This is a genomic window from Achromobacter veterisilvae (genome assembly GCF_900496975.1).
Taxonomy (GTDB): domain Bacteria; phylum Pseudomonadota; class Gammaproteobacteria; order Burkholderiales; family Burkholderiaceae_B; genus Achromobacter; species Achromobacter veterisilvae.
Map to the genome: position 1 here is coordinate 1 of NZ_UFQC01000019.1, position 25,820 is coordinate 25,820.

The 25,820-nt window shown below is 64.0% G+C and carries 33 protein-coding genes; 24 read left to right on the forward strand and 9 right to left on the reverse strand.

Annotation, left to right across the window (positions count from 1 at the left end; translation table 11 throughout):
• From AVE30378_RS17995 to AVE30378_RS18100, 22 genes are all read left to right on the forward strand, one after another.
• Positions 1-117: EF-Tu C-terminal domain-related protein (locus AVE30378_RS17995; RefSeq protein ID WP_482757187.1), on the forward strand; the 117-nt coding region annotated here is incomplete at its 5' end.
• Between the two features lie 74 nt (positions 118-191).
• Positions 192-503 (forward strand): 30S ribosomal protein S10, encoded by a 312-nt coding sequence (rpsJ, locus tag AVE30378_RS18000; protein ID WP_003806903.1) that lies wholly within the window; start codon positions 192-194, stop codon positions 501-503.
• Between the two features lie 274 nt (positions 504-777).
• The gene (locus AVE30378_RS18005; protein WP_129242241.1) at positions 778-1,962 is read left to right on the forward strand and encodes a pyridoxal phosphate-dependent aminotransferase; all 1,185 of its coding nucleotides are present in this window, start codon (positions 778-780) and stop codon (positions 1,960-1,962) included.
• The gene (locus tag AVE30378_RS18010; protein WP_165360224.1) at positions 1,916-2,740 is read left to right on the forward strand and encodes a 2-keto-4-pentenoate hydratase; all 825 of its coding nucleotides are present in this window, start codon (positions 1,916-1,918) and stop codon (positions 2,738-2,740) included. Before AVE30378_RS18005 ends, AVE30378_RS18010 begins: the two co-directional genes overlap by 47 nt.
• Before the next feature lie 12 nt (positions 2,741-2,752).
• Positions 2,753-3,532: an SDR family oxidoreductase gene (locus AVE30378_RS18015; protein ID WP_129242243.1), complete on the forward strand. Its 780-nt coding sequence runs from the start codon at positions 2,753-2,755 to the stop codon at positions 3,530-3,532.
• Between the two features lie 45 nt (positions 3,533-3,577).
• A complete protein-coding gene (locus AVE30378_RS18020) occupies positions 3,578-4,366 on the forward strand; it encodes an ABC transporter ATP-binding protein (RefSeq protein WP_279636200.1) in 789 nt (262 codons plus the stop codon).
• Positions 4,367-4,421: 55 nt separating this feature from the next.
• Positions 4,422-5,246, forward strand: coding sequence for a transporter substrate-binding domain-containing protein (locus AVE30378_RS18025; RefSeq protein WP_129242244.1), 825 nt, complete (start codon positions 4,422-4,424; stop codon positions 5,244-5,246).
• Between the two features lie 83 nt (positions 5,247-5,329).
• Positions 5,330-6,028, forward strand: a complete 699-nt coding sequence (locus tag AVE30378_RS18030) for an ABC transporter permease (protein ID WP_165360225.1) — start codon at positions 5,330-5,332, stop codon at positions 6,026-6,028.
• Entirely contained in the window at positions 6,025-6,714 is a 690-nt protein-coding gene (locus AVE30378_RS18035; protein ID WP_129242246.1) for an ABC transporter permease, read from the forward strand. The genes AVE30378_RS18030 and AVE30378_RS18035 overlap by 4 nt, the downstream gene beginning before the upstream one ends.
• 44 nt (positions 6,715-6,758) lie before the next feature.
• Positions 6,759-7,562, forward strand: coding sequence for an inositol monophosphatase family protein (locus AVE30378_RS18040; protein ID WP_208742408.1), 804 nt, complete (start codon positions 6,759-6,761; stop codon positions 7,560-7,562).
• A gap of 62 nt (positions 7,563-7,624) precedes the next feature.
• Entirely contained in the window at positions 7,625-9,151 is a 1,527-nt protein-coding gene (gene pdxR, locus AVE30378_RS18045) for a MocR-like pyridoxine biosynthesis transcription factor PdxR (RefSeq protein ID WP_165360226.1), read from the forward strand.
• A 367-nt stretch (positions 9,152-9,518) separates the two neighbouring features.
• Positions 9,519-10,208, forward strand: coding sequence for a 50S ribosomal protein L3 (gene rplC / locus AVE30378_RS18050; RefSeq protein WP_043541546.1), 690 nt, complete (start codon positions 9,519-9,521; stop codon positions 10,206-10,208).
• 4 nt (positions 10,209-10,212) lie between these two features.
• Positions 10,213-10,833, forward strand: coding sequence for a 50S ribosomal protein L4 (rplD, locus tag AVE30378_RS18055; RefSeq protein ID WP_129242249.1), 621 nt, complete (start codon positions 10,213-10,215; stop codon positions 10,831-10,833).
• Positions 10,830-11,126: a 50S ribosomal protein L23 gene (rplW, locus tag AVE30378_RS18060; protein WP_129242250.1), complete on the forward strand. Its 297-nt coding sequence runs from the start codon at positions 10,830-10,832 to the stop codon at positions 11,124-11,126. Before rplD ends, rplW begins: the two co-directional genes overlap by 4 nt.
• Positions 11,127-11,954, forward strand: a complete 828-nt coding sequence (rplB, locus tag AVE30378_RS18065; protein WP_129242251.1) for a 50S ribosomal protein L2 — start codon at positions 11,127-11,129, stop codon at positions 11,952-11,954.
• Positions 11,955-11,966: 12 nt separating this feature from the next.
• Entirely contained in the window at positions 11,967-12,242 is a 276-nt protein-coding gene (gene rpsS / locus AVE30378_RS18070) for a 30S ribosomal protein S19 (protein WP_006216555.1), read from the forward strand.
• 3 nt (positions 12,243-12,245) lie between these two features.
• On the forward strand, positions 12,246-12,575 hold the full coding sequence (gene rplV, locus AVE30378_RS18075) for a 50S ribosomal protein L22 (protein ID WP_013397017.1): 330 nt from the start codon (positions 12,246-12,248) through the stop codon (positions 12,573-12,575).
• A 9-nt stretch (positions 12,576-12,584) separates the two neighbouring features.
• Positions 12,585-13,376 carry a 30S ribosomal protein S3 gene (gene rpsC, locus AVE30378_RS18080; RefSeq protein ID WP_129242252.1) on the forward strand — a complete coding sequence of 264 codons (792 nt, stop codon included), beginning with the start codon at positions 12,585-12,587 and terminating at the stop codon, positions 13,374-13,376.
• 2 nt (positions 13,377-13,378) lie between these two features.
• Positions 13,379-13,795, forward strand: coding sequence for a 50S ribosomal protein L16 (gene rplP / locus AVE30378_RS18085; protein WP_006389610.1), 417 nt, complete (start codon positions 13,379-13,381; stop codon positions 13,793-13,795).
• A gap of 11 nt (positions 13,796-13,806) precedes the next feature.
• Complete coding sequence (gene rpmC / locus AVE30378_RS18090; RefSeq protein ID WP_003806912.1) at positions 13,807-13,998, forward strand: 50S ribosomal protein L29; 192 nt, start codon at positions 13,807-13,809, stop codon at positions 13,996-13,998.
• A 2-nt stretch (positions 13,999-14,000) separates the two neighbouring features.
• Complete coding sequence (rpsQ, locus tag AVE30378_RS18095) at positions 14,001-14,282, forward strand: 30S ribosomal protein S17 (RefSeq protein ID WP_006216549.1); 282 nt, start codon at positions 14,001-14,003, stop codon at positions 14,280-14,282.
• 123 nt (positions 14,283-14,405) lie between these two features.
• Positions 14,406-14,912 carry a hypothetical protein gene (locus tag AVE30378_RS18100; RefSeq protein ID WP_244235091.1) on the forward strand — a complete coding sequence of 169 codons (507 nt, stop codon included), beginning with the start codon at positions 14,406-14,408 and terminating at the stop codon, positions 14,910-14,912.
• A 16-nt stretch (positions 14,913-14,928) separates the two neighbouring features.
• Here the strand turns inward: AVE30378_RS18100 and AVE30378_RS18105 are convergent, their stop codons facing one another.
• From AVE30378_RS18105 to AVE30378_RS18130, 6 genes are read right to left on the reverse strand one after another with little or no spacing between them, the layout of a single operon-like run.
• The gene (locus AVE30378_RS18105) at positions 14,929-15,996 is read right to left on the reverse strand and encodes a branched-chain amino acid ABC transporter permease (protein WP_129242253.1); all 1,068 of its coding nucleotides are present in this window, start codon (positions 15,994-15,996) and stop codon (positions 14,929-14,931) included.
• 11 nt (positions 15,997-16,007) lie between these two features.
• Positions 16,008-17,018, reverse strand: coding sequence for a branched-chain amino acid ABC transporter permease (locus tag AVE30378_RS18110; RefSeq protein ID WP_129242254.1), 1,011 nt, complete (start codon positions 17,016-17,018; stop codon positions 16,008-16,010).
• Complete coding sequence (locus AVE30378_RS18115) at positions 17,015-17,764, reverse strand: ABC transporter ATP-binding protein (protein ID WP_129242255.1); 750 nt, start codon at positions 17,762-17,764, stop codon at positions 17,015-17,017. The genes AVE30378_RS18110 and AVE30378_RS18115 overlap by 4 nt, the downstream gene beginning before the upstream one ends.
• Entirely contained in the window at positions 17,761-18,531 is a 771-nt protein-coding gene (locus tag AVE30378_RS18120) for an ABC transporter ATP-binding protein (RefSeq protein WP_129242256.1), read from the reverse strand. Before AVE30378_RS18120 ends, AVE30378_RS18115 begins: the two co-directional genes overlap by 4 nt.
• A gap of 15 nt (positions 18,532-18,546) precedes the next feature.
• Positions 18,547-19,719 carry a substrate-binding domain-containing protein gene (locus tag AVE30378_RS18125; RefSeq protein ID WP_129242257.1) on the reverse strand — a complete coding sequence of 391 codons (1,173 nt, stop codon included), beginning with the start codon at positions 19,717-19,719 and terminating at the stop codon, positions 18,547-18,549.
• Between the two features lie 16 nt (positions 19,720-19,735).
• The gene (locus AVE30378_RS18130) at positions 19,736-20,611 is read right to left on the reverse strand and encodes an alpha/beta fold hydrolase (RefSeq protein ID WP_129242258.1); all 876 of its coding nucleotides are present in this window, start codon (positions 20,609-20,611) and stop codon (positions 19,736-19,738) included.
• Positions 20,612-20,779: 168 nt separating this feature from the next.
• On the opposite strand from AVE30378_RS18130, the gene AVE30378_RS18135 reads away from it, so the two are divergent.
• On the forward strand, positions 20,780-21,772 hold the full coding sequence (locus AVE30378_RS18135; RefSeq protein WP_129242259.1) for an AraC-like ligand-binding domain-containing protein: 993 nt from the start codon (positions 20,780-20,782) through the stop codon (positions 21,770-21,772).
• A 73-nt stretch (positions 21,773-21,845) separates the two neighbouring features.
• Here AVE30378_RS18135 and AVE30378_RS18140 read toward each other — a convergent pair whose 3' ends face one another.
• The 3 genes from AVE30378_RS18140 to AVE30378_RS18150 all read right to left on the reverse strand — a co-directional run bounded on the left by AVE30378_RS18140 (position 21,846) and on the right by AVE30378_RS18150 (position 24,655).
• The gene (locus AVE30378_RS18140) at positions 21,846-22,802 is read right to left on the reverse strand and encodes a tripartite tricarboxylate transporter substrate binding protein (RefSeq protein WP_129242260.1); all 957 of its coding nucleotides are present in this window, start codon (positions 22,800-22,802) and stop codon (positions 21,846-21,848) included.
• A gap of 64 nt (positions 22,803-22,866) precedes the next feature.
• Positions 22,867-23,700, reverse strand: a complete 834-nt coding sequence (locus AVE30378_RS18145; RefSeq protein WP_129242261.1) for an amidohydrolase family protein — start codon at positions 23,698-23,700, stop codon at positions 22,867-22,869.
• Positions 23,693-24,655: an isocitrate lyase/PEP mutase family protein gene (locus AVE30378_RS18150; RefSeq protein WP_165360227.1), complete on the reverse strand. Its 963-nt coding sequence runs from the start codon at positions 24,653-24,655 to the stop codon at positions 23,693-23,695. The genes AVE30378_RS18145 and AVE30378_RS18150 overlap by 8 nt, the downstream gene beginning before the upstream one ends.
• Positions 24,656-24,794: 139 nt before the next feature.
• Between AVE30378_RS18150 and AVE30378_RS18155 the strand changes: the two genes are divergently transcribed.
• Entirely contained in the window at positions 24,795-25,706 is a 912-nt protein-coding gene (locus AVE30378_RS18155; protein WP_129242263.1) for a LysR family transcriptional regulator, read from the forward strand.
• Positions 25,707-25,820 lie beyond the last annotated feature (114 nt).

Consider the following 25,820-nt stretch of genomic DNA (forward strand, 5'->3'; position numbering starts at 1 on the left):
GTGACGATGACCGTCAAGCTGCTGGCCCCGATCGCCATGGAAGAAGGCCTGCGTTTCGCCATCCGTGAAGGCGGTCGCACCGTCGGCGCCGGCGTCGTCGCCAAGATCCTGAAGTAATCCGGATCACATAAGCAGCACCCAACCAGCGGGGGCGCAACGCCGCCCTCGTCTTTCGTTCTTTAGGAAACGCCATGAAAAACCAAAAGATCCGTATCCGCTTGAAAGCCTTCGATTACAAGCTGATCGATCAATCGGCCGCTGAAATCGTCGATACCGCCAAGCGTACCGGCGCCGTTGTCCGTGGCCCGGTGCCGCTGCCCACGCGTATCCGCCGCTACGACGTCCTGCGTTCGCCGCACGTGAACAAGACGTCGCGCGACCAGTTCGAAATCCGTACCCATCAGCGCCTGATGGACATCGTGGATCCCACCGACAAGACCGTTGACGCCCTGATGCGTCTGGACCTGCCGGCCGGCGTCGACGTCGAAATCGCGCTGCAGTAAGGCGTATATCGAGCCTGCTACCTTCGCCGGCAGGTTCGTGAAAAGATGGCCGCAATCCTTCGGGACTGCGGCCATTTTGTTTTTTCCGAGATCCGCTGCACCGGCCCACGGACGCCGAGGCGGGACGGGCCGCACAGGCGGCCCGGGAACAGCGCCGCCGCGGCTGTCCTGACAGTGGCTCCTATCTGCTTCGTTTATTGGTTCTTGCCGACCGCGCTCCGAGCCGGGACACTGCCTATCCCATAAACAACGACAAAAGGGAGACAAGGCGGAAATGCTTACGGACTATCGACCCGAGGCGCGGCCAACGGCAGTCGCTCTGCGTTCCTCGCAGATCCGCGAGGTGGCCAATGCCGGAATGGGCAAGCCCGGCCTGCTTCCTTTCTGGTTCGGAGAGCCGGACGAGGCCACTCCCCCCTACATCCGCCAGGCAGCCGTGCAGGCCATCCAGGAGGGAGACACGTTCTATGTCCAGACGCTGGGCATGCCCGTCTTGCGCGAGAGCCTCTCGGCCTATCTGACGGCATTGCATGGCGCCATCGGCCAGGACCGCATTGCCATCAGCAGCTCGGGCACCTCGGCATTGGCGGTGGCCATGCAAGCCCTGGTCGGCCCCGGCGACCGCGTCGTGGCCGTCACGCCGTTGTGGCCCAACCTCGTCGAAATGCCCAAGGTGCTGGGCGCGCAGGTGCATACCGTCGCCCTGGATTTCACGGCGCGGGGATGGGCGCTGGATCTACAGAAATTGCTGGATGCATTGACGCCGGACACGCGCGCCTTGCTGGTGAACGCACCGAACAACCCCACGGGCTGGTGCATGACGGCGTCAGAGCAGAAAGCCCTGCTGGAGCATTGCCGGGCTCGCGGGATCTGGATTGTCAGCGATGACGTCTATGAGCGTCTCTATTACCAAGATAATTGCGCGCCGTCGTTTCTCGATCTGACCGACGAACAGGATCGGCACGTTAGCTGCAACTCGTTTTCCAAGGCATGGCTGATGACGGGCTGGCGGCTGGGATGGGTGGTGGCGCCGCCTGCGCTATTGCCCGAAATCGGGAAACTGATTGAATTCAGCACGACCTGCGCGCCGCCGTTCGTCCAGCGCGCCGGGGTCGCCGCGCTCGCGCAGGGCGAGACGACCATCGCGCATACCGTGGCCAGATTACGGCGGGGCCGAGACCATCTGCGCGCGTCGCTGGCTTCGGTGCCGGGCGTTGAACAGGCCGCCGCGGCCCCAGGCGCGATGTACAACTTCTTCAGAATCGAAGGGGTCCGCGACAGCCTCGATTTCTGCAAGCGGCTGGTCGCCGAGACGGGCCTGGGCCTGGCGCCGGGGATTGCGTTCGGCCCCGAAGGGGAAGGCTATCTCCGCTGGTGCTACGCCAGCAGCCCGGAACGCATCGACGACGCAATTGTCCGCCTGGCCGGCTTCCTGGCCAACGCCCGCCTCCCTCATTGAGATCAGTATGGATATCGAGAACATCGCCGACGAACTGTGGAGCGCCGCAAGGCAAGGGCGCCATATGCCCGCGGAGTGGTCCGGGAAGTTTTCCCTGCGCCAAGGCTACGAAGTGCAATTGGCCATGCTGCGGCGCCAGCGCCTGGCCGGCGAACGGCAGTCGGGTTGGAAAGTCGGCCTCACGGCCGAGGCCATGCGGGTCCAGCAACAGGTCCATGAACCCTGTTTCGGATACTTGCTTCACAGCGGCGAACACGCCAGCGGCCAGCAATACCGATGCGCGGATCTGCTGCAGCCGGGCTTTGAAAATGAACTGTGCCTGACCCTGGGCAAGACCTTGCGTGGGCCGGGCGTTACGCTGGATGACGTCATGGCGGCGGTGAGCCATGCCGCGCCCGCCTTGGAGATCGTCGAAGTCAGAGGCCCGTTCGCGGGAAATCTGCCCCTTGCAATGGCCGACAACGCCCAGCAGAAAGCCTACGTCTGCGGCCAGGCGGTTGCGCTGACGCCGGCGAACCTGCGCCTGGCCGAGGCGGCGGTTCAGGTGATCGTGAACGGCGAGGTCCAGGAGCAGGCGACGGGGGCGGCCGTAATGGGCGCAGGCGGCCTGCTGTCCGTGCAGTGGCTGGCCAACAAGCTCGCGGAATTCGATTTACCCCTGGAAGCCGGCATGCGCGTCATGTCCGGTTCGTTTACGCGGCAATACCGTGCGGAGGCGGGCATGAAAGTCGTTTCCCGCTATACCCCATTCGGCGATGTAAGCGCGGAATTCATCTGATCGGGAGCAGCCATGGATCTGGAAATCAAAGGCAGGCATGCGCTGGTTTGCGCAGCCAGCAAAGGGCTTGGGCGGGCGTGCGCGATAGCGCTCGCCGAAGATGGCGTGCACCTGACCTTGGTGGCGCGCGGGCGCGAGGCCTTGGAGGACACGGCCCGCATGATCAGGAATCTTGCGGGCGTCATGGTGGAGGTGGTTGCCGCCGACGTAACGACCGACGAAGGGCGCGCCCGGATTCTTGCGGCGTGCTCCCAGCCTGACATCCTGATTACCAATGCGGGCGGGCCGAAGCCAGGCAATTTCCGCGAATGGTCGCGCGATGACTGGCTCGCCGCGCTGGACGCCAACATGCTGGCGCCGATTGCGCTCATCAAGGCAACCGTGGACGGCATGATGGAACGCGGATTCGGGCGGATCGTCAACATCACCTCCGCCGCCGTCAAGGCGCCGATAGACATTCTGGGCTTGTCCAATGGCGCGCGCAGCGGATTGACGGGGTTCGTGGCGGGCTTGGCGCGATCCACCGTCAGCCGCAATGTCACGATCAACAATCTGCTTCCCGGCCCCTTTACCACCGACAGGCTTGAAGCGACCTTGCGCGCGGATGCCGCGTTGTCGGGGCGCAGCTACGAAGAGGTCGTCGCGCAATGGAAGGCGAGGAATCCCGCCGGCCGCTTCGGCGTGCCCGAGGAATTCGGCCGCACCTGCGCATTCCTTTGCAGCGCCCACGCGGGCTACATCAACGGACAGAACCTGCTGCTGGATGGCGGGGCCTATCCAGGCACTTTCTGAGATGGCGCCCAGGCGATCAGAAACGCTTCGATCCGGAGACATGCAGTGAGTTCATACCGACACAGTTCCGCCGCGGATATCCTGGTCGCCGAAGGCATCCGTAAGCGCTTCGGTTCGATAGAAGTGCTGTCCGGCATCGACCTTCGCGCCCGTGAGCACGATGTCATCACGCTGATCGGGTCCAGCGGTTCCGGCAAAAGCACGTTCCTGCGCTGCCTGAATTTTCTTGAAGTGCCCGACGCCGGCTCGATCACGATAGGCGGCGAGCAGGTCGCGACGCGGCAGAACCGGCAAGGGGCCCTTGTTCCCCGCAGCGCCCGCCAGGTCTGCCGGCTGCGGGCAGGCATCGGCATGGTGTTCCAGAACTTCAATCTGTGGTCGCACATGACGGTGCTGGAAAACGTGATGGCGCCACCCGTGCACGTGCTGGGCATGAGCCGCAAGGAAGCCGCCGAGCGGGCGCAAGCGCTGTTGCACAAGGTGGGGCTGCAAGATCGCGTGCACCACTACCCGGGCCAGATTTCAGGAGGGCAACAGCAGCGCTGCGCTATTGCCCGCGCGTTGGCGATGGACCCGAAGATCCTCTTGTTTGACGAGCCGACCTCGGCATTGGATCCGGAGCTGGTAAGTGAAGTCCTGAAGGTCATCCGGCTGCTGGCGGAAGAAGGCCGGACGATGGTGATGGTCACGCATGAAATGGGATTCGCGCGCGAAGTGTCCACGGAGGTGCTCTTCCTGCATCAGGGGCAGGTCGAAGAGCGCGCGTCGCCGGCGGAGTTGTTCGGCAATCCGCGATCAGAGCGCTGCCGCAAATTCATCGCAAGCGTGTTGTAGCCAGTCCGGGGCTCGCTGGCGCGCTCATCGACAACTAACGGAACAAGGGGTGGCAATGAAAACATGGATCTCATGCGGTGTCGCGGCTATCGCGTTGAGCGCCGCGGCGGTGGCGACGGGCAATACGCTTTCCGAGCCGAGCGGCAACCGTTCCATCAGGGCAGGGGTGCAATGCACCTACCCGCCGTTCAGCTATCGCGACATGTCCGGGCAACTCAAGGGTTTCGAGATAGATGTCGTATCCGAAGTGGCTGACCGGATCCAGGCCAAGCTGCAATTCGTGTGCCTTGATTTCAATGGCCTCATTCCCGCGCTGCTGGCTCAGAAGATAGATGTGATCGCCGCCAGCCTGTCCATTACCGAAGTACGCAAGAACAGTATCGACTTCTCCATTCCCTATCGGGCATCCACCGCAAGGTTTCTGGGCGAACGCCGAGAGGGCATTAAGCCTTTCGACGCCGATGGCAAGCCTGACCCCGCTGCCTTGAAAGGGAAAATCGTCGGCGTGCAGCGCGCCACCACGAACGACACCTACCTCGCGGCGGTCTTCCCCGGCGTGCAGATTTCGCGCTATGACTCCGCCGAAAACCTGCTTCTGGACCTGACGGCGCGGCGCATAGATCTGGCCCTGGTGGGGCCGTTGAAAGTAGAGCGCGATTTCCTGAACCAGGACGCGGGCAAGAACTATCAGTTTGTCGGCCCGGAAATCGAATCCGTCCAGTATTTCGGCTCTGGCGTCGCCTTCGGATTGCGCAAGGACGCGCAGGCATTGCGCGAAGCCATCAATGCCGCGCTTCAAGGCATGTATGACGACGGCACTTTCAAGGCCATCAACCAGCGGTACTGGAGCTTCAGCGTCCTGCCATCCGTCTGGCACTGAGGGCGCACCGCCATTCACAGAAGCCGCTCCGGCGATGGCACGTCGGGGCGGAAACCGAAACCCGATTCATGGATAGTGGCGCTATGGATATCTTCGATGGCTGGGGACCGGCCCTTGCGCGGGGCGCCTTGTCCACGCTGGAAGTGGCCTTTGCTTCCGCGCTGTGCGGCACCTTGCTGGGCGCGGCGGCGGCGGCCGCCGCGCTCTCCCGGCACGCAATGGTCCGGAAGTTGATTCAAGGCTATGTCACTGCCATCCGCGGCATTCCTCCGCTCCTGCTGATTCTGCTGATTTACTTTGGCGGCACGGTGGCGCTCAGCCGCCTCTGGTCGTGGGTGAGCGCCACGCCGGCAACGATCGAGGTCGCGCCCTTGCCCGCGGGCGTGTTCGCGCTGTCGCTGGTTTTCGGCGGCTATGCGGCGGAGGTCTTCCGAGGCGCTTTCCTCGCGATTCCCAACGGGCAGATCGAGGCCGCCAAGGCGGCGGGCATGTCGGCATGGCGCATTTTCAGAGTGGTTACGTGCCCTCAGTTGTTGCGGTTCGCCTGGCCGGGACTCGGCAATATCTGGATCTCCACGCTGAAAGACACTTCCTTGATTTCCGTGATCGGATTGAGCGAATTGATGAATGTGTCCGCGCTGGCGACCAGCGACACGCGACGCGCCCTGTTTTTCTACCTGGCGGCGGGCGCGATCTACTTGAGCCTTACCCTGGTCAGTTCCTGGGGGCTGCATTGTCTGGAGCGGCATAGCGCTCGCGGCCAAAGGATGGTTCAGCCATGAATCTGGAGCTGATGGTAAGCAGTTTCCCCCTGTTGCTGGAGGGCGCGGTCGTCACGTTGGAGCTTTTCGCGCTGACGATGGTGCTTGCCACCTTGCTGGCCATTCCGTTGGCGATTGCCCGTGTGCAGCCCGCCTGGTGGCTGCGCTGGCCGGTCGAAGCGTTTTGCCAGGTGTTTCGCGGCACCCCCATGCTGGTACAGCTTTTTGTCGTGTACTACGGACTGGCGCAATTGGATGCCGTCCGGGAAAGCTGGGCCTGGCAGTATCTGCGTACCCCCTACTGGTGCGCGGTGGTCGCATTCACGCTCAATACCGCGGCCTACACGACGCATGTGTTGCGAGGCGCGATAGAGGCGGTGCCGCGAGGGGAGGTGGAAGCCGGCCGCGCGTTCGGGTTCTCCATCCGCGCCCTGTACCAGAACATCATCCTGCCCAGGGCAGTGCTGCTCGCGCTTCCCTCATACGGCAACGAAGTGATCAAGACCATCAAGCGCACGTCCCTGGCGAGCGCCATCACGATCTCGGATCTGACTGGCGTGGCCAATACGCTGGTGTCGCGCACGTTTTCCCCCTATGAGGTCTTCCTGACCGCCGCAGGCATTTATCTGGTGTTCGCCTATGCCGCCAACTACGTCTTGCGCGCACTGGAGTTTCGTCTGTCGCGGCACATGCATGCCGTGCATTGAAACGCATGGCCCATTTTTCACCACGTATTGCAACTGGAGTAGCCGTGCCCACGTCCGTCTCGCCCGCATTGATGACCGAGTTTCTGGCATTCGCGCATGAGCTGGCCAATGCCAGCGGCGCAATTCTGCGCGAAAACCTGCATAGCAGGCGCGGTTTCGACACCAAGGAGGACGACAGTCCGGTTACCGACGTCGATAAGAACATCGAGGAAACGCTGCGTACCTTGATTCAGCACCGGTATCCTGACCATGGCATCCTGGGCGAGGAATTCGACGGGAAGAATCTGCAGGCCGAGTTTGTCTGGGTCATAGACCCGATCGACGGCACCAAGGCATTCATCACGGGTATTCCCATCTACGGCACGCTCATTGCCTTGGCATGGCATGGCGCGCCTATCGTCGGGATCATCGATCATCCGGTGACGCACGACCGCTGGGCCGGCGCGCGCGGCATGCGTTCCACGTTCAATGACATGCCGATACAAAGCCGGGCATGCCCGGCGCTTGGCGAAGCGTTGATGTCCTGCAGCAATCCGGAGCCGTTCGGCCCCAAAGAGCGCGAGGCGTTCGATACCTTGCGCGCCTCGGCCAAATGGTGCGTGTATGGCTCCAGTTGCTATGCATACGGCTGCGTGGCCAGCGGTTCGATCGACATCGCCATCGACTGCGGCCGCCACCGCGAGGTGGACTACTGCGCGCTGGTTCCCGTGATCGAAGGGGCGGGAGGGGTGATCACCGATTGGGAAGGGCGCGCGCTGACCATCTACTCCGGCAATCGCCTGGTGGCGTCCGGCAGCCCGGAACGGCACCGGGAGGCGCTGCGGATACTGGAGACCGCGCTGGTGTAGCGGGGCTGCCGCCGTGCGCGACATTACAATGTGCACGGCGCGTAGAGGCGCGCTGTCCGGCGTTGGGGGCCGGCCTGCAAGGGGTGATTGATTTGACGCAGAAATTCAACTACCCGGTCTGGTGCGCGGTATCGATTGACCGGCAAGGCGCCTTGCCGTTGCACGTGCAGATATTCGACCAGCTACGTCAGCGCATCGTGGACGGAGATTTGAAAAAGGGTGCGCGCTTGCCGCCCAGCCGCAAGCTGGCGGCCGAACTCCATGTGTCGCGCAACACGATCATCCTGGTATACGACCGACTGCTCTCGGAGGGCTACGTCGAAGGAAAAATCGGCATCGGCACATTCATTGCCGCGGATCTGCCCGAAGACAGCCGCCCTCGGCGCGATACCAGCCCTTCGCCCGACGGCCAGCAGCACGCGCCTCCCCATGTTTCGCGCCGCGCGGGGGCGCTGCTTCGATTGCCGCTACCTTCGGAACGCAACGGCTCCTATAGCCTCAGTCCCACCGTGCCGGCCCTGGATCAATTGCCGTTCGACCAGTTCGCCAAGGTGTCGGCGCAGTATTGGCGCTCCGCTCCCACGACCGATCTGGGCTATGGCAGCCCGTTGGGCCTGCCCGATCTGCGCCGGGAGATTGCCCTGTATCTGCGCGAGGCCCATGGCCTGACCTGTTCCATGGAGCAGATCCTGGTGATCAGCGGAACGACGCAAGGATTTCTGCTGGCCGGCCATGTATTGGCCGACCCGGAAGACGAAGTCATCGTCGAAGATCCCGCGTACCTGACCCGGGTCGCGGCGCTGACCTGCGGCGGCCTGCGCCTGGTCCACGTTCCCATCGATCAGGAAGGCCTGGACTGCCAGCGGTTCGACGCGTATTCGCCCCATGCCAAATTGATCGTTGCGTCGCCGACCAACCAGTTTCCGTTCGGCAGCACGATGCCGTTGCACAAGCGCCTGAACCTGCTGGAATGGGCACGGGACAGGGATGCGTGGATCATCGAGTACGACTTCAACAACGCCTTTCATTTCAGCGGCCGTGCCTTGCCGCCGCTGGCCGCCCTGGATCGCGGAGGGCGGGTGGTCTACATCGGGAACTTCAATCGCTCCGTATCGCCGGCGCTGAATCTGGCCTACATGGTGGTGCCCGAAGCGTTGATCGAGGCCTTTTCGCGCGGCCATCACATCTTTTCCTTCCAGGCGGCGGTTCCAATGCAGGGGGTCATTGCCGACTTCATGGGCAGCGGTCAGCTCGCCGCCCACATCAGGCGCATGGGCAGCCGCTACCGCGAGCGCGCCAACCTGGTGGTGCAGTGCCTCAAGAGCCTGCCGGGCATCGAACTGGACATTTCCGCGACGGGCGCCGGGTTGCACCTGTCGGCGATACCGAAGGTCGCCGTGGACGATATGGCCGTCTCGAATGCCTTGCTGGCGCATCGCATCGACGTTCCGGCGATGTCCGGCTACTGCATGAACCAACCGGCCAGGACCGGCTTCGTCATCGGGTTCGGCAATACGCCGATCGAGCGTATTGCGCCCGCCATCCGGCGCTTCAGCGAGGAACTTCAGCGGGTGCGGGGGCACGGTTAGACCCGGGCCGCCGCGGCTGGCGGCGCGCAAGTTGTTGTTTCTCGGCAATAATTCCGCCGGCAAAGCGCGCAGTTAGTAGGCGCTTACTGCCGCATTGGCCCGTGACGGCAGCCGTTGCGGCCAATCAGGGGCGCGGATGCCGGCGGCGGCGCCGCCGCGACGGCCAAAGCGGGCTAAGTGCTTGTGTTGGCTGGAAAAAACATGCTAATATGCCAAGCTTGCCATTTTGTGGCATGACCAGCTATGGGAAGGCTGGCCTCTTTCGAGCGGCCTGATTCATTCCCTGGTTGAACATAGTCGTAGGGCAAAGGCCGTTACCTTTTGCCTGATTAGCCCCGACCAATCGCAGTCGGGAATGGAGAAAACGATGTCGAATTCGACACCCACGCCCGCCGCTCACCGGCTGGGGCTGGTGGGTCGCAAGGTCGGCATGACCCGCATTTTTACCGAGGAAGGTGAATCCATCCCGGTGACCGTGCTGGACGTGTCGAACAACCGCGTGACCCAAGTTAAGTCGCTGGAAACCGACGGCTACGCCGCGATCCAGGTGGCTTATGGCACTCGTCGTGCCTCGCGTGTGGCTCAGCCGCAAACGGGCCACTATGCCAAGGCCGGCGCTGAAGCCGGCAGCATCCTCAAAGAATTCCGCCTTGATCCCGCCCGCGCCGCCGAATTCGCGGCTGGTGCCGTGATCGCCGTGGAATCGGTGTTCGAAGCCGGCCAACAGGTCGACGTCACGGGCACCAGCATCGGTAAAGGCTTCGCCGGTACCATCAAGCGCCACAACTTCGGTTCGCAACGCGCGTCGCACGGTAACTCCCGTTCGCACCGCGTCCCGGGCTCGATTGGTCAAGCTCAAGATCCGGGCCGTATTTTCCCGGGTAAGCGCATGGCCGGTCACCTGGGTGATGTCACCCGCACCGTTCAAAACCTCGACGTCGTTCGCGTTGACGCTGAGCGCGGCCTGCTGCTGGTCAAGGGCGCCGTCCCCGGCCATGCTGGCGCCGACATCGTCGTGCGCCCGGCCATCAAGGCCCCGGCCAAGAAGGGAGCGTAAGTAAATGGATCTCAAGCTCCTGAACGACCAAGGTCAGGCCGCCGCGACTTTCAGCGCGCCCGACACGATCTTCGGCCGCGACTTCAACGAAGCGCTGATTCATCAGATCGTGGTGGCTTTCCAAGCCAATGCCCGTGCCGGCAACCGCGCTCAGAAGGATCGTGCCGAAGTCAAGCACTCGACCAAGAAGCCCTGGCGCCAGAAGGGTACCGGCCGCGCTCGCGCCGGTATGACTTCGTCGCCGCTGTGGCGTGGCGGTGGTCGGACTTTCCCGAACTCGCCCGAAGAGAACTTCAGCCAGAAGGTCAACAAGAAGATGTACCGCGCCGGGATCCGCTCGATCCTGTCGCAACTGGCTCGTGAAGACCGCATCGCCGTCGTCGAATCGTTCGATCTGGAATCGCCCAAGACCAAGGCTGCCGCTGCAAAGCTGAAGAGCCTGGGCCTGGACTCGGTCCTGATCATCACCGACAGCGTCGATGAGAATGTTTACCTCGCCACCCGCAACCTGCCGCACGTTGCCGTTGTCGAGCCCCGTTATGCCGATCCGTTGTCGCTGGTCCACTACAAGAAAGTGCTGATCACCAAGCCGGCCATCGCTCAACTCGAGGAGATGCTGGGATGAACGCTGAACGCTTGATGCAAGTCATTCTGGCCCCGATCGTGACCGAAAAGGCCACCTTCGTCGCCGAGAAGAATCAGCAAATCGCTTTCCGTGTCGTGGCTGACGCTACCAAGCCGGAAATCAAGGCTGCCGTCGAACTGCTCTTCAAGGTGCAGGTCGAGTCCGTGCAGGTCCTCAACCGTAAGGGCAAAGTCAAGCGCTTTGGCCGATTCGTTGGCCGTCGTCGCGATGAGCGCAAGGCTTACGTCTCGCTCAAGGACGGCCAGGAAATCGACTTTGCGGAGGTGAAGTAAATGGCCCTCGTAAAAGTTAAGCCGACTTCGGCTGGCCGTCGTGGCATGGTGAAGGTTGTCAGTCCCAACCTGCACAAGGGCGAGCCCTACGCGCCGCTGCTGGAAAAGAAGACCCGTGGTTCCGGCCGTAACAACAACGGTCACATCACGGTCCGTCATCGTGGCGGTGGCCACAAGCAGCACTACCGTGTCGTCGACTTCCGTCGCGACAAGGACGGCATCCCGGCAAAGGTCGAGCGTCTGGAATATGACCCCAACCGTACGGCGCACATCGCTCTGCTGTGCTACGCCGACGGCGAACGTCGCTACATCATCGCTCCGCGCGGTCTGGAAGTGGGCGCCACGCTGGTGTCGGGCATCGAAGCCCCGATCCGCGCCGGCAACACGCTGCCGATCCGCAACATCCCGGTGGGTACGACGATTCACTGCGTCGAAATGATCCCTGGCAAGGGTGCCCAGATGGTCCGCTCGGCCGGCGCTTCCGCCGTCCTGCTGGCCCGCGAAGGCGTCTACGCTCAGGTGCGTCTGCGCTCGGGTGAAGTCCGCCGTGTGCACATCGAATGCCGCGCCACCATCGGTGAAGTCGGTAACGAAGAACACAGCCTGCGCCAAATCGGCAAGGCCGGTGCAATGCGTTGGCGCGGTGTCCGCCCGACCGTTCGTGGCGTTGCCATGAACCCGGTGGATCACCCGCACGGTGGCGGTGAAGGCCGTACCGGTGAAGCACGCGAACCGGTCAGCCCGTGGGGCACTCCGGCGAAGGGTTTCAAGACCCGTCGCAACAAGCGGACGAACAATATGATCGTCCAACGGCGCAAGCGCAAGTAAGAGGCGAACACTATGTCACGTTCGATCAAGAAAGGCCCGTTTGTCGATGCTCACCTGATCAAAAAGGTGGACACGGCCGTCGCGGGCAAAGACAAGAAGCCGATCAAGACCTGGTCGCGTCGCTCGACGATCCTGCCCGAGTTCATCGGTCTGACGATCGCTGTGCACAACGGCAAGCAACATGTTCCCGTGTACATCAACGAGAACATGGTCGGTCACAAGCTGGGCGAGTTCGCGCTGACCCGTACGTTCAAGGGTCACGCCGCGGACAAGAAGGCGAAGAGGTAAGCGATGGAAACTACTGCCATTATCCGTGGGGTTCACATCTCCGCTCAAAAGACGCGTCTGGTTGCGGATCTGATCCGCGGCAAGTCGGTCTCGCAGGCGCTGAACATCCTCACCTTCTCGCCGAAGAAGGCCGCCGTCATCCTGAAGAAGGCTGTCGAGTCCGCCATCGCCAACGCCGAGCACAACGACGGCGCCGACATCGACGAACTGAAGGTCACCACGATTTTCGTGGACAAGGCCCAGTCGATGAAGCGCTTCTCCGCTCGCGCCAAGGGCCGCGGCAACCGTATCGAGAAGCAGACCTGCCACATCACGGTCAAGGTCGGAGCTTAAGGAGTCACGATGGGTCAGAAAATTCACCCCACTGGGTTCCGTCTCGCGGTCACCCGTAATTGGTCCTCGCGTTGGTTCGCCGACGACAAGGCCTTCGGCACGATGCTGGCCGAAGACATCCGCGTCCGCGAGTACCTGAAGAAGAAGCTCAAGAGCGCCTCCGTCGGTCGCGTGATCATCGAGCGTCCCGCCAAGAATGCCCGCATCACCGTCTACTCGGCTCGTCCGGGCGTGGTGATCGGCAAGCGCGGCGAAGACATCGAAAGCCTGAAGGCTGATCTGCAGCGCCTGATGGGCGTGCCCGTGCACGTCAACATCGAAGAAATCCGCAAGCCGGAAACCGATGCTCAACTGATCGCCGACTCGATCTCGCAACAGCTCGAGAAGCGCATCATGTTCCGCCGCGCCATGAAGCGCGCGATGCAGAACGCCATGCGTCTGGGTGCCCAAGGCATCAAGATCATGAGCTCGGGCCGTCTGAACGGTATCGAAATTGCCCGCACCGAGTGGTATCGCGAAGGCCGTGTGCCGCTGCACACCCTCAAGGCCAACATCGACTACGGCACCTCCGAGGCCCACACCACGTATGGCGTGATCGGCATCAAGGTCTGGGTCTACAAGGGCGACATGCTGGCCAACGGCGAATTGCCGCCGGAAACCGCCGCCCCGCGTGAAGAAGAACGTCGTCCGCGCCGCGCTCCGCGTGGTGATCGTCCGGACGGTGCTCGCACCGGTCGTCCGGGTGGTCGTGGCCGTGGTCCCCGCAAGGCGGACGCTGCTCCGGCGCCTGAAGGAGAATAACCATGCTGCAACCCTCTCGCAGAAAGTATCGCAAAGAGCAGAAGGGCCGCAACACCGGTCTGGCGACTCGCGGCACCCACGTGTCGTTCGGCGAATTCGGTCTGAAGGCCACCGGCCGTGGCCGTCTGACCGCCCGTCAGATCGAAGCCGCTCGTCGTGCCATCAATCGTCACATCAAGCGTGGCGGCCGTATCTGGATTCGCATTTTCCCGGATAAGCCCATCTCGCAGAAGCCTGCCGAAGTCCGTATGGGTAACGGTAAGGGCAACCCGGAGTACTGGGTCGCCGAAATTCAGCCCGGCAAGGTGCTCTACGAAATGGAAGGGGTTAGCGAAGAGCTCGCGCGTGAAGCTTTCCGCCTGGCCGCTGCCAAGCTGCCGATTTCGACCACGTTCGTCGCGCGTCATATCGGTGCTTAAGGAGTACTAAGATGAAAGCCAGCGAACTCCGTTCGAAAGACGCCGCCGAGCTCGGCAAAGAGCTCGAGAGCCTGCTGAAGGCACAATTCGGTCTGCGTATGCAGAAGGCCACGCAGCAGCTTGCCAATACCAGCCAGCTGCGCAACGTGCGTCGCGACATCGCGCGCGTGCGTACCTTGCTGACCGAGAAGGCAGGGAAATAAAGATGAGCGAAACTCAAAACACTCAAGTGGCCAAGCGCCAGCGTACGCTGGTCGGCAAGGTCGTCAGCAACAAGATGGACAAGACTGTCGTGGTTCTGGTTGAACGCCGCGTCAAGCACCCCATCTTCGGCAAGATCATCATGCGTTCCGCGAAGTACAAGGCGCACGACGAATCGAACCAGTACAACGAAGGCGATACGGTTGAAATCGCTGAAGGCCGTCCCATCTCGCGCTCGAAGTCGTGGCGCGTGGTGCGTCTGGTTGAAGCCGCACGTATCATCTAAGTAAAAGCAGGTCATCGGAACGGTTCGCCGTTCTGATATAAAACGGCAAGGGCTCATACCCTTGCCGTTTTTTTTGTGCATGGCATTCGCGCGCTTTACCCACACAGCGGACTTGGAGGTCGGATGCGGGATTCAAGAAAGGCATGGGCGCGCTCGTTCGCGCTCTGCCTGCTGGCCATGGCCGCGGCTCCGATCTGGGCGCAGTCCGAACGGGGAGACGGGGCGCCTGGCGCGCTGGAAGCGCCAACAGGCAGGAACGCCCTGACGGCAGGGCCGGAACCCAGGGTGCTTCCGGCCAATGGGTCGCGCGATCATGCCGCGATCTTCGGCACCGGCGACGAGGACGAACTCGCCCTGGCCGAACAGGAGCGCGCGCTCGAGGCGCAGCGCGAGCAACTCAAGCTGCTGGAGCGCTTCCTGGACAGCAAGCCGGCCTATGCCGATCCGAATCCGCCGGCCATGATTCCTCTGAATGCAGGATCGCCCAGCATGCCGCGGCTGGCGCCGGCGCCGGCCGGTTCGCGGCTGGACGGCGGCGGAACCGGAACGCGGCGCAGCCTGGACGAGATGCAGCGCCGGGTGGACGGCCTGCGGCGCGAAGCCGACGACCTGCGCCAGCGCGTCCGCTGAACGGGGCGCAGGGAGGCTAGCGCTTTTGCGCCAGTTCGCGCAGCCGACCGGCGATGCCGGTGGGGAAGTAGTACACGGACACGACGAACAGGATGCCCAGCCACAGCAGCCAGCGGTCCGGCTCGAACAGCAGGGCCAGGGGCGCGACGCCCGAAACCAGTTCATGGACGTGGTGCAGGCCGTCCTGCAGATAGCTCTGGGCGAACACGAACAGGCTGGCGCCCACCACCGCGCCGTACATGGTGCCCATGCCGCCGATCACGAGCATCAGCAGGATGTTGAGCATGATCTCGAACGACAGCGAGGTGTCCGGCCCGTTGTAGCGCAGCCAGAGCGCGTACATCGCGCCGGCCAGCGTGGCGAAGGCGGCGGCCAGGAGGTTGGACAGGCTGCGGTACAGCACCGTGCGGTAGCCGATGGCTTCGGCGCGGAAGGGGTTCTCGCGGATGGCCTGCAGCACGCGGCCGAACGGCGAATTCACGATGCGCAGCAACAGCAGGAACAGCACCAGGCAGACCGCGGCGATCAGATAGTACGTAATGATGCGGCCGTCGACCGTGACCCCGAAGACGGGCTCGGAGAAAGGCCGGAAGGCCGGCCGCAGTATCTGCGGCACCTTGAAGTTCAGGCCGTCTTCGCCGCCCGTCAGGTCGGATAGCTGGGATACCAGCGTCTGGAACGCGGCCGCGACGGCGAGCGTGATCATGGCGTAGAAAATGGCGCGCACGCGCAGGCTGGCCAGGCCGATCAGCAGCGCGAAGGCCAGCGACACCGCCAGGCCGGCGGACGTTCCCGCGAGAATGGCCGTCCAGCCCGGCTCCAGGCGCACGCTGGCGATCGCCACGCCGTAGGCGCCGATGCCGAAGAACATCGTATGCGCGAAACTGACGATGCCGGTGTAGCCGAGCAGCAGGTCGTAGCTGGCCACGAGGACCACGAAGACCAGGATCTTCGCCGCGACGGCCAGCGACTTCGGACCGGGAAAGAGGAAGGGCGCGGCGGCCAGGGCGGCCACGACCGCGATGAGCAACAGCGCCAGCACCGCGCTGCGCGGGGGATCGCCGGAGAGCAAGCGTACGGACATGTCGGCGGGCCCTAGCGGTTCGTGACCGGATAAACGCCCTGCGGACGCCACAACAGGATGGCGACCATCAGCGCGATGTTCGAGAACAGGGCGGCCTTGGGCAGCAGGAAGCCGGTGTAATTGGCCATCAGGCCCACGAGCAGCGCGCCGATCAGGCATCCCACGGTCGAGCCCAGGCCGCCGATCATGATGACGATGAAGATCAGCACGTTCACCTGCGCGCCCAACTGCGGGACGACCGATTGCTGGTACATGCCCCAGAGCACGCCGCCCAGCCCCGCCAGCATCGAGCCCGCGACGAAGACCCCCACGAAGAGATGCCGGATCCGGTAGCCCAGGCTTTCCACCATCTCGCGGTCTTCCACGCCCGCCCGGATCAGGAGGCCCAGCTTGGTGCGGTTGAGCAGCCACAGCATGGCGCCCAGCACGAGCAGGCCCGCCGCCAGCGCGACGATCCGGAATTTCTCGATCGCGGCGTCGCCAAGCACGAACGCGCCGCGCATCGCCTCGGGCAGCGGCAGCGCGATCGTCTGCGGCCCCCACAGCATCTTGATGATTTCCTCGCCGATGATCATGCCGCCCATGGTGATGAGGATCTGCTTGAGGTGCTGCCCGTAGACCGGCCGGACGATGACGCGCTCGAACGCCAGGCCGACGGCTCCCGCCACCAGCATGCCGACGATCATGGCCGGCAGCACGGCGCCCAGGTTCACCCACAGGCTGCCGGATTGCGTCCAGTCGGCCATGGAGCCCAGCACGGTGGCCGCCATGTACGCGCCGATCGCGATGAACAGGCCATGCCCGAAGTTCAGCACGTCCATCAGGCCGAAGACGAGCGTCATGCCGGAGGCCACGATGAAAATGATCATGCCCATGGCCAGGCCGGCCAGGGTCAGGGTCACCCAGGTGGAGAAGGACCCCACCAGCGGCAGCGCGATGGCCGCCAGGGCCAGCACCAGCAGGGCGGGGCGCAGGTCCGCGCGCACGCGCGGCAGCGGGGTATCGAGTTCCAGGGTGCTCATTGGTGGCTTCCCAGCGACAGGCCCAGCAGGCGCGTCTGTAGTTCATCGTCCGCCGCGAGCTGCGCCATGCTGCCGGCATGGACGACGCGGCCGTTGTCCATCACGGCGACGCGATCGCCCACGAGGCGGGCGAAGTTGAAATTCTGCTCGACCAGCAAAATGGTGGTGGAGGCCTGTTTCAGTTCGATGAAGGCGTCGATCATGTTCTGCACGATGGCGGGGGCGAGGCCCTTGCTGGGCTCGTCCACCAGCAGCAGCCGGCGCGGCTCGATGATGGCGCGCGCCACCGCCAGCATCTGCTTCTGCCCGCCCGACAGTTTGCCGGCGGGATGCAGCCAGAACTTCTTCAGCGCGGGGAAGAAGCCGAAGATCCATTCCAGCCGGGCCGTGTCCAGTTGATCGGCGTTCCTGGCCTGGCGCGCCGCAAGCAGGATGTTCTCCTTGACCGAGAGGTCGGCGAAGATGCCCATGTTCTCCGGCACGTAGGCCATGCCCATGCGCGCCATGTCGGGCGGCGACGTGCGCGTGCCCGGGCCGCCCACCGGCGCGCCGTCGAAGCTCACCTGGCCATGCGACGCGCGCCACAATCCCATGATCGTGCGCAGCGTGGTGGTCTTGCCCGCGCCGTTGCGTCCGAGCAGCATGGTCACGGCCGCAGGCGGCACGGCGAGGTCCACGCCATGCAGGATGTGGTACGCGCCGATGTGCGTGTGCACGTCCTTCAGTTCCAGCAAGGGGCGCGTCATGCCGCTTTCTCCGCCGGGCTGACGCCCAGGTAGGCCTGTTGCACGATGGGCGAGGCGATGACCGACGCGGGATCGCCATCGGCCATGAGCTGGCCGTTGTGCAGCACCACGATGCGGTCGGCCAGCTCGCGCACCACGTCCATCTTGTGCTCCACGAGCAGGATCGTCTTCGACGGGTCCGCCTTTATTTCGCGGATCAGCTCCAGCACGACGGGCACGTCGTCCACGCTCATGCCGGCCGTCGGCTCGTCGAACATGAACACCCGGGGTTCCAGCGCGACCAGCATCGCGATCTCCAGCTTGCGCTGGTCGCCATGGGGCAGGTCGGCGGCGGACTGGTCGCGGCGCGCGGACAGGCGGGTGCGCTCGAGCAGCATGTCGGCGCGCTCGATCAGGGCGCGGTCATCGTTCCACGTGCGCCAGAACCGGATCTGCCGCCAGCCGGCGCCCTGTTGGCGGGATTGCAGCGCCAGCCGCACGTTCTCGTGCACGCTCAGGCGCGGGAACAGTTGCGTGAGCTGGAATGCGCGCCCCAGGCCCGCGTGCATGCGCGCCGAGGCGCCAAGCGCGGTGAGATCGCGCCCGTTCAGGCGCACCGTTCCCGAGCTGGCGCGCAACTGGCCGGAAATGAGATTGAAGTACGTGGTCTTGCCCGCGCCGTTGGGGCCGACGATGGCGGTCAGGGAGCCAGGCGCATAGCTGCAGCTAACGTCGTTGACGGCCACGTGTCCGCCGAAACGGATGGTGAGCGATTGGGTTTCCAGCATGGACGAGGCGCGGGCTCAGCGTTTGTTCTGGATAGGCACCGACATCTGGTCCGGCGCGATTTCCTTGACCAGGTCCTGCACGGCCCACGGCACCGACGGATCGTTCTTGATGCGGAAGTGGTACATGGACTGCATGGCCTGGTGGTCTTCGGGCCGGAAGGTCATCTTGCCCTTGGGCGTATCGAAGCTCATCCCTTCCATGGCCTTGATCAGCGTGTCGGTGTCGGAATTGCCCGCGGTCTTGGCCAGCGCAGCCGCGATCGCGATGCCGGCGGACATGCCGCCCGCGGTGAAGAAGTCGGGCGGCTGTCCGTAGCGCTTCTGATGTTCCGCCACCAGCCAGTTGTTGACCGGGTTCTTCGGGATGCCGTAGTAGTAATAGGTGGCGCCTTCCATGCCGGCCAGCGATTTCAGCGGCGTCATGGCCGCCAGCGTGTTGCCACCCGTGGCGATCTCGATGCCGAAACGCTTCGGGTCCAGATCGGCGATCTTGAAGGGATTGCCGGCTCCGGCCCAGAGGATGAAGATGATCTTGCGGCCGGGCTTGTCCTTCAGCGCGTCGAACAAGCGCTGCGCGCCGGCGGTGAAGTCGGTGGCATTGGCGGGCAGGTATTCCTCGTGCACGATCCTGGCGTTCTTCAGCGCGCCCTTGAACGCCTTGACGCCGTCGCGGCCGAACGCGTAGTCCTGCGCCAGCATGGCGATCGAGGTGCCGGCCTGGTCGAACGCGACCGCGTTGGCGATGGCGTCCTGAGAGGAGTTGCGGCCGGTTCGGAAGATGTAGCGGTTCCATTTGTCGCCGGTGATCGAATCGGCCACCGCCGGCTCGACCAGCAGGATCTTTTCGTATTCCTCGGCTATCGGCAGCATGGCCAGCGCGACGCCGGAGGAGGTCGGGCCCACGGCGATGTCGGCGTTGTCGTCGGCATAGGCCGAAGCCAGTTGCGCGCGGGCCACGTCGGGCTTGCCCTGGTTGTCCTTCTCGATGACGCGGATCTTGCGGCCGGCAACCGTCATGGTGCCCTGCGTCGCGTATTCCAGGCCCAGCATCAGGCCGTTCTGGGTTTGCTTGGCATAGGCTTCCAGGGGGCCCGTCTTGTCATAGACGTGGGCGACGACGAAATCCTTGGCCGTCGCGGCGGAACTCATGCACAGGCCGGCCAGCGCGGCAAGCAGAATGCGTTTCATTGGGAGTCTCCTGTTGTCAGTGGCGGACGGCCGCCGTGTGGTCCGGCGTGGCCAGGAATTGGCGGATGGCGTCGATCTGGGGGGCGACGTTCAGGGCGGGGGCGTGGCCGCAATCGGGGAAATCGATGCGCTGCGCGCGCGGGCCGCGCCGGGTCATGGCCTCCGCGACGTCGGGAAGCAGCAGGTCCGAATCGGCGCCGCGCAGCAGCAGGACCGGCATGCGCAGCGAGTCGTACCCGCTCCAGCGGTCGTAGTCGCCGGGGTGATGGCTGAACTGGCCGACGATGGCCGGATCGTAGTGGGCGGTGACGCGCCCGTCCGGCAGGCGGCGCATGGAGGTCTCGGCCATCCGGCGCCATTGCTCGTCGCTCTGCCAGCCATAGGGCTTGTAGGCGGCGCGCAGCCAGGCCTCCAGTTCCGTGACCGTGTCGAAGGCGGGCGGGGCGCCGACGTAGTCCAGGATGCGCTGGATGGCGGGTTGGGGCAGTTCGGGCCCGATGTCGTTGACCACCAGATGCGAGATCCGGTCGCGCAAGGTGGTCGCGGCGGCATGCATGCCGGTCGCGCCGCCCATGGACGTGCCGACCCAGCGCACGCGCGCCAGGGACAGGCCGTCGACCAGGGCGCGGGCCAGCGCCGCATAGAAGTCCAGCCGGTACTCGGCGACCGGGTCCGGGCTCCATTGCGACAGGCCGCGGCCGATGGTGTCCGGGCAGATGATGCGGTAATCGCCCGCGAGCGCCTGCGCCAGTTCGTCGAAATCGCGTCCGGTGCGGGCCAGGCCGTGCCACATGATGACGGCGGGCGCATCGCCGGCGCCCCATTCCGTGTAGTGCAGTTCGCGGCCCTCGCAGCGCAGATAGCGCGAAGCCGGCGCGGACGCGTTCGCCATGGGTCTCCTCCCGGGTTGTCCAGGTTGTGTGCTTATCGGGCTGACTATAGACTTGCGCCAAGCGCGCCAACAAGGCGCCGGACGCCCCGGATCAGGGTGAGTCAAGAATATGTAGACGCAGGATCACGAGCGCCCGGCGCCGATGCCCGCGTACAAGGAGACCGCGCCATGCCCGATACGGAATTCGCCATTTCGGCCGGCGCCGGCGCTGACCGGCGCGATGCGTGGCGCGCGGCCCTGTCGGACGCGTTCGGTCCGTTCGAGGTGCATCATGGCAGGCCCGGCAATTTCTCGGGGCACGTGCGCTATGCGCGCCGCGCCAGCCTGCAGTTCAACGACCTGCACTATCAGGGACAGAAGCTGGAGCGCACCGCCGGCAACGTGTCGCGGCTGGACCAGGAGTTCTATACCTTCGGCTTGCCGCTGGCGGGGCCTTTGGCGGTGCAGCAGCAGGGACGGGAGTTCCAGGTCGAACCGGGCTGTGTGTACCTGATGAACCAGAGCCTTCCCTACCAGGCGACGGCGCAGGGCGCTTCGGGCTACCGCAGCCTGAGCGTCTCGTTCCCGCGCAGCGCGCTGTCCCAGCGGGACTCCCGCATCGGCGCGTTCTATAAGCTGCGCGTGGACGACGGTTCGCCGCGGGGGGCGCTCCTGGCCGGCTACATGGACCACCTGTTCAAGGGCATGAACGCCTGGTCGGACGGCGAGGTGGCGGAACTGGGCGAACGGCTGATCGACCTGATCGTGCTGTTCCTCGTGCAGCCCGGGCAGGGGCACGCCTCGGAATCCGACAGCAGCGTGACGGTGGCGCACCGGCAGCGGGTGCTGGCCTACATCCGCCAGCACCTGGCGGATCCGGCGCTCTCGCCCCAGCACGTGGCGCAGGGCTGCGGCGTGTCCGTGGCCTATCTGCACCGCATCCTGCGCGCGGGCGGGCTGTCGGCGGAATCCTTCATTTTCGAGCAGCGGCTCGATAAATGCCGCGAACTGCTGCTCAGTCCGCGGCATCGCCATCGCAGCATCGCGGAACTGGCCTACCAGGTGGGTTTTTCGCACCCTTCGCATTTCAGCCGCCTGTTCAAGCGCCGCTTCGGCATGACGCCGCGCGACCTGCGGGCCGGTTCCCGAGCCGCGGCATCGGGCGCGGAATCACTGGATTGATTTCCGGGCGGCGGGCGCCGTATTGCGTCCCGCCGCCGGGCAATGTTTGGCGCTGGAGTGGATGTGGCATTCATCATTGCTTCTGCAAACCTAATTCCTTAACCAGATCTCCCAGCTCCGCGTATTCCTTGCTGATGTGATCGGAAAAAGCCTTGCGGCGCAAGATCTTCTTCTCCACACCGGCCGTCTCGAAAAACTTGGCCATTTCCGGCGAGTTGGCGGCTTTTTCAAAGGCGTCGGCGATGTGCTCGACTGTCGCATCGGGAGTGCCGGCGGGTACGACGATGCCGTGCCACAGAAGCGTTTCCTTTTCGGGAATGCCCAGGGTCGTCAATGTTGTGGCCTGCGGCAGCGCCGCCACTGGGCCGGCGCTCGTGGCAAGCAGGCATTTGACGTCGCCCGCCTTCACCATGGCGACCGCGGGCGGCACCGAACCTACATAGATGTCGACTACCTTGCCCATTAGGGCGGTCATGCTTTCGCCTGCCCCGCGATAGGGAATGTCGCGCGCCTTCGCTCCGAAGGCCTGGAAGACGCGCTCCGCCGCCAACTGGCCGGGGCCCGCCACGCCATCGGTGCCGAAGGTGTAGTGGCCTGGCTTGGATTTGAGCTGCTCGAGGAGCTCTTTGCCATTGTTCGCCGGAAAATCCTTGCGTACGCAAAGCACGTAGGGGGCAGCATCCAGTTGGATCACTGGAATGTAGTCGTTCAACCCGTAGGTAGTCGGTATGGAGTGCGGCGCGACGGTGATCGGGCCCATCCAGACACCTGCCATCGTCAATCCATCCGGCTTCGCGCGTGCCAATTGGCCGACACCTATGGCGCCGCCCGCGCCACCTGCGTTTTGCACGACGACCGTGGCATCCAGATACGGTTCTGCGTAGCGCGCCGCGGCCCGAAAAAGAGAATCCGTCCCGCCGCCGGGAGCCGTCGGAATAATCATCTTTACAACATCGCTGGCCAGCGCAGCATTGCCCACGCCCATGGCCGCCGTAAACAGTGCTGCGGCTAGAAGCTTATGCTTTCTCATTGTGTTGTCTCCTTCAAGGGGCCTGCAGTGAAGAATCGGCGAAGCCCGGACAGGGCGCGCCTTGCTACGCCCGGATTCCAAATGCTTCGTAGGCGTTCTCTGTCAGGATCCGGTTTCGTATCGTCTCGTCTGGCACGCATTCAAAAAGCGATTCGATGCATTGCCGGTAAGTCATCGTGTCTTCATGGCCCACCCAGGGCCAATCCGTGGCCCATACCGCCCGCTCGCCATTCGATTGCTGGATGATCCTGGCGGCCAGAGCACGCGGATCACTGCCGCGCAGGCGAAACGGCGCCGACAGCTTGACCCAGGTATTACCCGCTGCCAGTGCGTCCAGCAAGGCCGTAAAGCCCTCGCTGCGTTCGCCGTCGCTGCCGGGCGGATGCCCAAAATGATCGATCACCGCCCGCGCACCGCTGGCGCGAATTGCCGCCAGCACGGGCGGCAGGTGCTCGCCTTCCAGGTACACCTCGATATGCAGGCCCAGGTTCCTGGCCTTGGCCAGCAGGCCTTGGTATTCCCGCGATCGGATATCCGGAATCGCTTGCCGCTTCACCCAGTTCAGCCGGATGCCGCACACGCCGTCCCGCTGCATGGCCGCCAGCGCATCTTCACCGATATCGGGTTCCACGATCGCCGTCCCGCGCAAGCGTCCCTCCGACGCCCGCAATGCTTCCAGCAGCACCTGGTTATTGGCGCCGTAGAAACTGGGCGCCGTCAGCAGCCCATAAGCCACCCCATGCGCCGTCAGCGTATCCAGATAGTCCCGCACGCTGGCATCGCGAGCCGGCTGAGAATGTCGCTCGGTTGCCAGCGGCAGATTCTTCTTGATCACATGCGCATGGCAGTCGACCGAACCCTGCGGTAGGTCGCCAGGCGCGATGCCCGTATTACGCATGGACGGCTCCCTTGGCAGCGACGCGGACCGCCCCGACTGGTTCGTGGCCGTACTTGGCGGTCTTTTGTGCCTGCGTCAGGAATTTTTCTTCCAGGCTTTTGACTTCCGCCATGCCCATAATGTCATTAAGTTCCTCGAAACTCAGCGCGGCATCGGGGCGATCTTCGGGTTTGCCGCTGGTCAGCGACAGGCCCAATATTTCCAGGCCCCGCTTCATGCCCGCCAAGGCGCATGCCGTCAGCAGGCGCGGATAAATCACTACCGCCACGCCCAAGTCCTGCAGTTGCGCGGCCGACAACAGCGGAGTGGTCGAGCGCTGGCGAATACCGAACCCCATATTCACGCACAACGGCTTCGGCACATTGGCCGCCACCGTGCGGATCTGCTCGGCATCGAGCAGCGCATCGGCGAATAGCAAATCGGCCCCGGCTTCCGCGTAGGCGTTCAGCCGCCGGATGACTTCGTCCAGGCCATGCGTCGCCAAGGTATCCGTGCGCGACTTGATCACAAAGTCCGGGTCGGTGCGCGCTTCACACGCGGCGCGCAGCTTCTGTGCCATCTCGTCCTGGGGAATGACTTCTTTGCCGCGCATATGCCCGCAGCGCTTGGGCCACACTTGGTCTTCCAGCATGATGCCCGCGGCGCCGGCGCGTTCGAAGGCGCGCACCGTGTGATACGCGTTGATGGCATTGCCATAGCCAGTGTCGCCATCGGCCAGCAGCGCAAGATTCGAGCAGGCGGCAATACTGCGCACCGCGGCCACATTCTCTTCCATCCCCATGATGCCTACATCGACCTGGCCCAGGCGCGTTTCACTGACGCCGCTGCCGGTAATAAACGCGGTGGGGTAGCCCATGTGCTCCACCAGGCGCGTACTGAAGCCGTCGAAGACACCGGGTTGCACGAGTATTTCCGGGGCGTAGATCGCATCCCGAAGTTGTCTGGTCTTGGTCACTGCGCTGTCTCCTTGGGGGCTGGATCGCAAGCACATTGCGGTTCGCGAATCCGTGTTTCCGGCTTAATGTGGCTATCCTAGCAATGCGCTTCCTATTAAACTAATTAAACTTTTACGTCCTATTGCATAGGAAAATCTGATGCGTCGATATTCGCTGGCCCAGATCGAAGCGTTGGCGGCTATTGCCAAACTGGGCTCGTTCCAGGCCGCCGCGCGGCACATGAACGTCACGCAGCCCACGGTGTCATTACGGGTGCGCGAACTGGAGGAAGCGCTGGGCACCAAGCTGTTCGAGCGAGACGGACGCGCGGCCAAGCTGAATGCCGAAGGGACCGTCGCCCTGCACTACACCGACGAAGTGCTGAAGCTGCTGGACGAACTGGAAACCCGGCTGCGCACAGGCGACCCGCTACAGGGCACCCTGCGGGTGGGTTCTTCGGAAACCATCGCGATCGCCGTGCTGCCCAAGATCATCACGCTGCTGGGCGAGCGCTACCCGCGCTTGAAAGTCGAACTGACGGTCAGCAATAGCTTCGTGCTGTTGGACGGGCTGGCGCACAACCGGCTGGACCTGGCCATCCTGGCTGATCCAGGCCACTTGGCCAACATACACGTAGAGCCGCTGGCGCTGGCGCCGCTGGCCTGGATGGGCTGCCGGTCCGTGGCGCTGCCGGACCAGTTTGCCGATCCGACGTCCTTGTCCCAATCCACCATTCTTTGCATGCCCGAGCCGTCGCCGCTATACGAGATGATGGCCAACTGGTGGGAAAGGGAAGGCGGTCCCGCATTGCGGGTCAGCACCTGCAACAGCCTTGCGATGCTGGCGCGGCTGGTGGCGTCGGGCGTGGGGGTCGGCGTGCTGCCCACGTGCATTCTGCGCAATGAAATCCAGCGAGGCTCCGTCGTAAGTTACCGGCAAGAGACTCCATTCAGATCGCTGCAGATTTGCGCGGCGTACCGCAATGCACACACGTCCGAAGGACTCGAGGTGCTGGTCAGCATTGCGAGGCGCGTCATGCTTGATTCGCGCTACTTTGAGCGCCTGGAGTAGCGTCCAGGCTGCGGCGCGCCGCGCCAATTCGCGCAGCTTTCCAATTCCGATGACGAGTTGAGATGTTGCGCTGGAACCCCGGCAGCAATCGTCAGTGCGTTGCAGATCAACCGC

What these genes read in the sequence shown, in the direction of transcription:
- rpsJ (WP_003806903.1), top strand. Translation starts at nt 192, where the DNA reads ATGAAAAACCAAAAGATCCGTATCCGCTTGAAAGCCTTCGATTACAAG.
- AVE30378_RS18005 (WP_129242241.1), top strand. Translation starts at nt 778, where the DNA reads ATGCTTACGGACTATCGACCCGAGGCGCGGCCAACGGCAGTCGCTCTG.
- AVE30378_RS18015 (WP_129242243.1), top strand. Translation starts at nt 2,753, where the DNA reads ATGGATCTGGAAATCAAAGGCAGGCATGCGCTGGTTTGCGCAGCCAGC.
- AVE30378_RS18025 (WP_129242244.1), top strand. Translation starts at nt 4,422, where the DNA reads ATGAAAACATGGATCTCATGCGGTGTCGCGGCTATCGCGTTGAGCGCC.
- AVE30378_RS18030 (WP_165360225.1), top strand. Translation starts at nt 5,330, where the DNA reads ATGGATATCTTCGATGGCTGGGGACCGGCCCTTGCGCGGGGCGCCTTG.
- AVE30378_RS18035 (WP_129242246.1), top strand. Translation starts at nt 6,025, where the DNA reads ATGAATCTGGAGCTGATGGTAAGCAGTTTCCCCCTGTTGCTGGAGGGC.
- rplC (WP_043541546.1), top strand. Translation starts at nt 9,519, where the DNA reads ATGTCGAATTCGACACCCACGCCCGCCGCTCACCGGCTGGGGCTGGTG.
- rplD (WP_129242249.1), top strand. Translation starts at nt 10,213, where the DNA reads ATGGATCTCAAGCTCCTGAACGACCAAGGTCAGGCCGCCGCGACTTTC.
- rplW (WP_129242250.1), top strand. Translation starts at nt 10,830, where the DNA reads ATGAACGCTGAACGCTTGATGCAAGTCATTCTGGCCCCGATCGTGACC.
- rplB (WP_129242251.1), top strand. Translation starts at nt 11,127, where the DNA reads ATGGCCCTCGTAAAAGTTAAGCCGACTTCGGCTGGCCGTCGTGGCATG.
- rpsS (WP_006216555.1), top strand. Translation starts at nt 11,967, where the DNA reads ATGTCACGTTCGATCAAGAAAGGCCCGTTTGTCGATGCTCACCTGATC.
- rplV (WP_013397017.1), top strand. Translation starts at nt 12,246, where the DNA reads ATGGAAACTACTGCCATTATCCGTGGGGTTCACATCTCCGCTCAAAAG.
- rpsC (WP_129242252.1), top strand. Translation starts at nt 12,585, where the DNA reads ATGGGTCAGAAAATTCACCCCACTGGGTTCCGTCTCGCGGTCACCCGT.
- rplP (WP_006389610.1), top strand. Translation starts at nt 13,379, where the DNA reads ATGCTGCAACCCTCTCGCAGAAAGTATCGCAAAGAGCAGAAGGGCCGC.
- rpmC (WP_003806912.1), top strand. Translation starts at nt 13,807, where the DNA reads ATGAAAGCCAGCGAACTCCGTTCGAAAGACGCCGCCGAGCTCGGCAAA.
- rpsQ (WP_006216549.1), top strand. Translation starts at nt 14,001, where the DNA reads ATGAGCGAAACTCAAAACACTCAAGTGGCCAAGCGCCAGCGTACGCTG.
- AVE30378_RS18100 (WP_244235091.1), top strand. Translation starts at nt 14,406, where the DNA reads ATGCGGGATTCAAGAAAGGCATGGGCGCGCTCGTTCGCGCTCTGCCTG.
- AVE30378_RS18105 (WP_129242253.1), bottom strand. Translation starts at nt 15,996, where the DNA reads ATGTCCGTACGCTTGCTCTCCGGCGATCCCCCGCGCAGCGCGGTGCTG.
- AVE30378_RS18110 (WP_129242254.1), bottom strand. Translation starts at nt 17,018, where the DNA reads ATGAGCACCCTGGAACTCGATACCCCGCTGCCGCGCGTGCGCGCGGAC.
- AVE30378_RS18115 (WP_129242255.1), bottom strand. Translation starts at nt 17,764, where the DNA reads ATGACGCGCCCCTTGCTGGAACTGAAGGACGTGCACACGCACATCGGC.
- AVE30378_RS18120 (WP_129242256.1), bottom strand. Translation starts at nt 18,531, where the DNA reads ATGCTGGAAACCCAATCGCTCACCATCCGTTTCGGCGGACACGTGGCC.
- AVE30378_RS18125 (WP_129242257.1), bottom strand. Translation starts at nt 19,719, where the DNA reads ATGAAACGCATTCTGCTTGCCGCGCTGGCCGGCCTGTGCATGAGTTCC.
- AVE30378_RS18130 (WP_129242258.1), bottom strand. Translation starts at nt 20,611, where the DNA reads ATGGCGAACGCGTCCGCGCCGGCTTCGCGCTATCTGCGCTGCGAGGGC.
- AVE30378_RS18135 (WP_129242259.1), top strand. Translation starts at nt 20,780, where the DNA reads ATGCCCGATACGGAATTCGCCATTTCGGCCGGCGCCGGCGCTGACCGG.
- AVE30378_RS18140 (WP_129242260.1), bottom strand. Translation starts at nt 22,802, where the DNA reads ATGAGAAAGCATAAGCTTCTAGCCGCAGCACTGTTTACGGCGGCCATG.
- AVE30378_RS18145 (WP_129242261.1), bottom strand. Translation starts at nt 23,700, where the DNA reads ATGCGTAATACGGGCATCGCGCCTGGCGACCTACCGCAGGGTTCGGTC.
- AVE30378_RS18155 (WP_129242263.1), top strand. Translation starts at nt 24,795, where the DNA reads ATGCGTCGATATTCGCTGGCCCAGATCGAAGCGTTGGCGGCTATTGCC.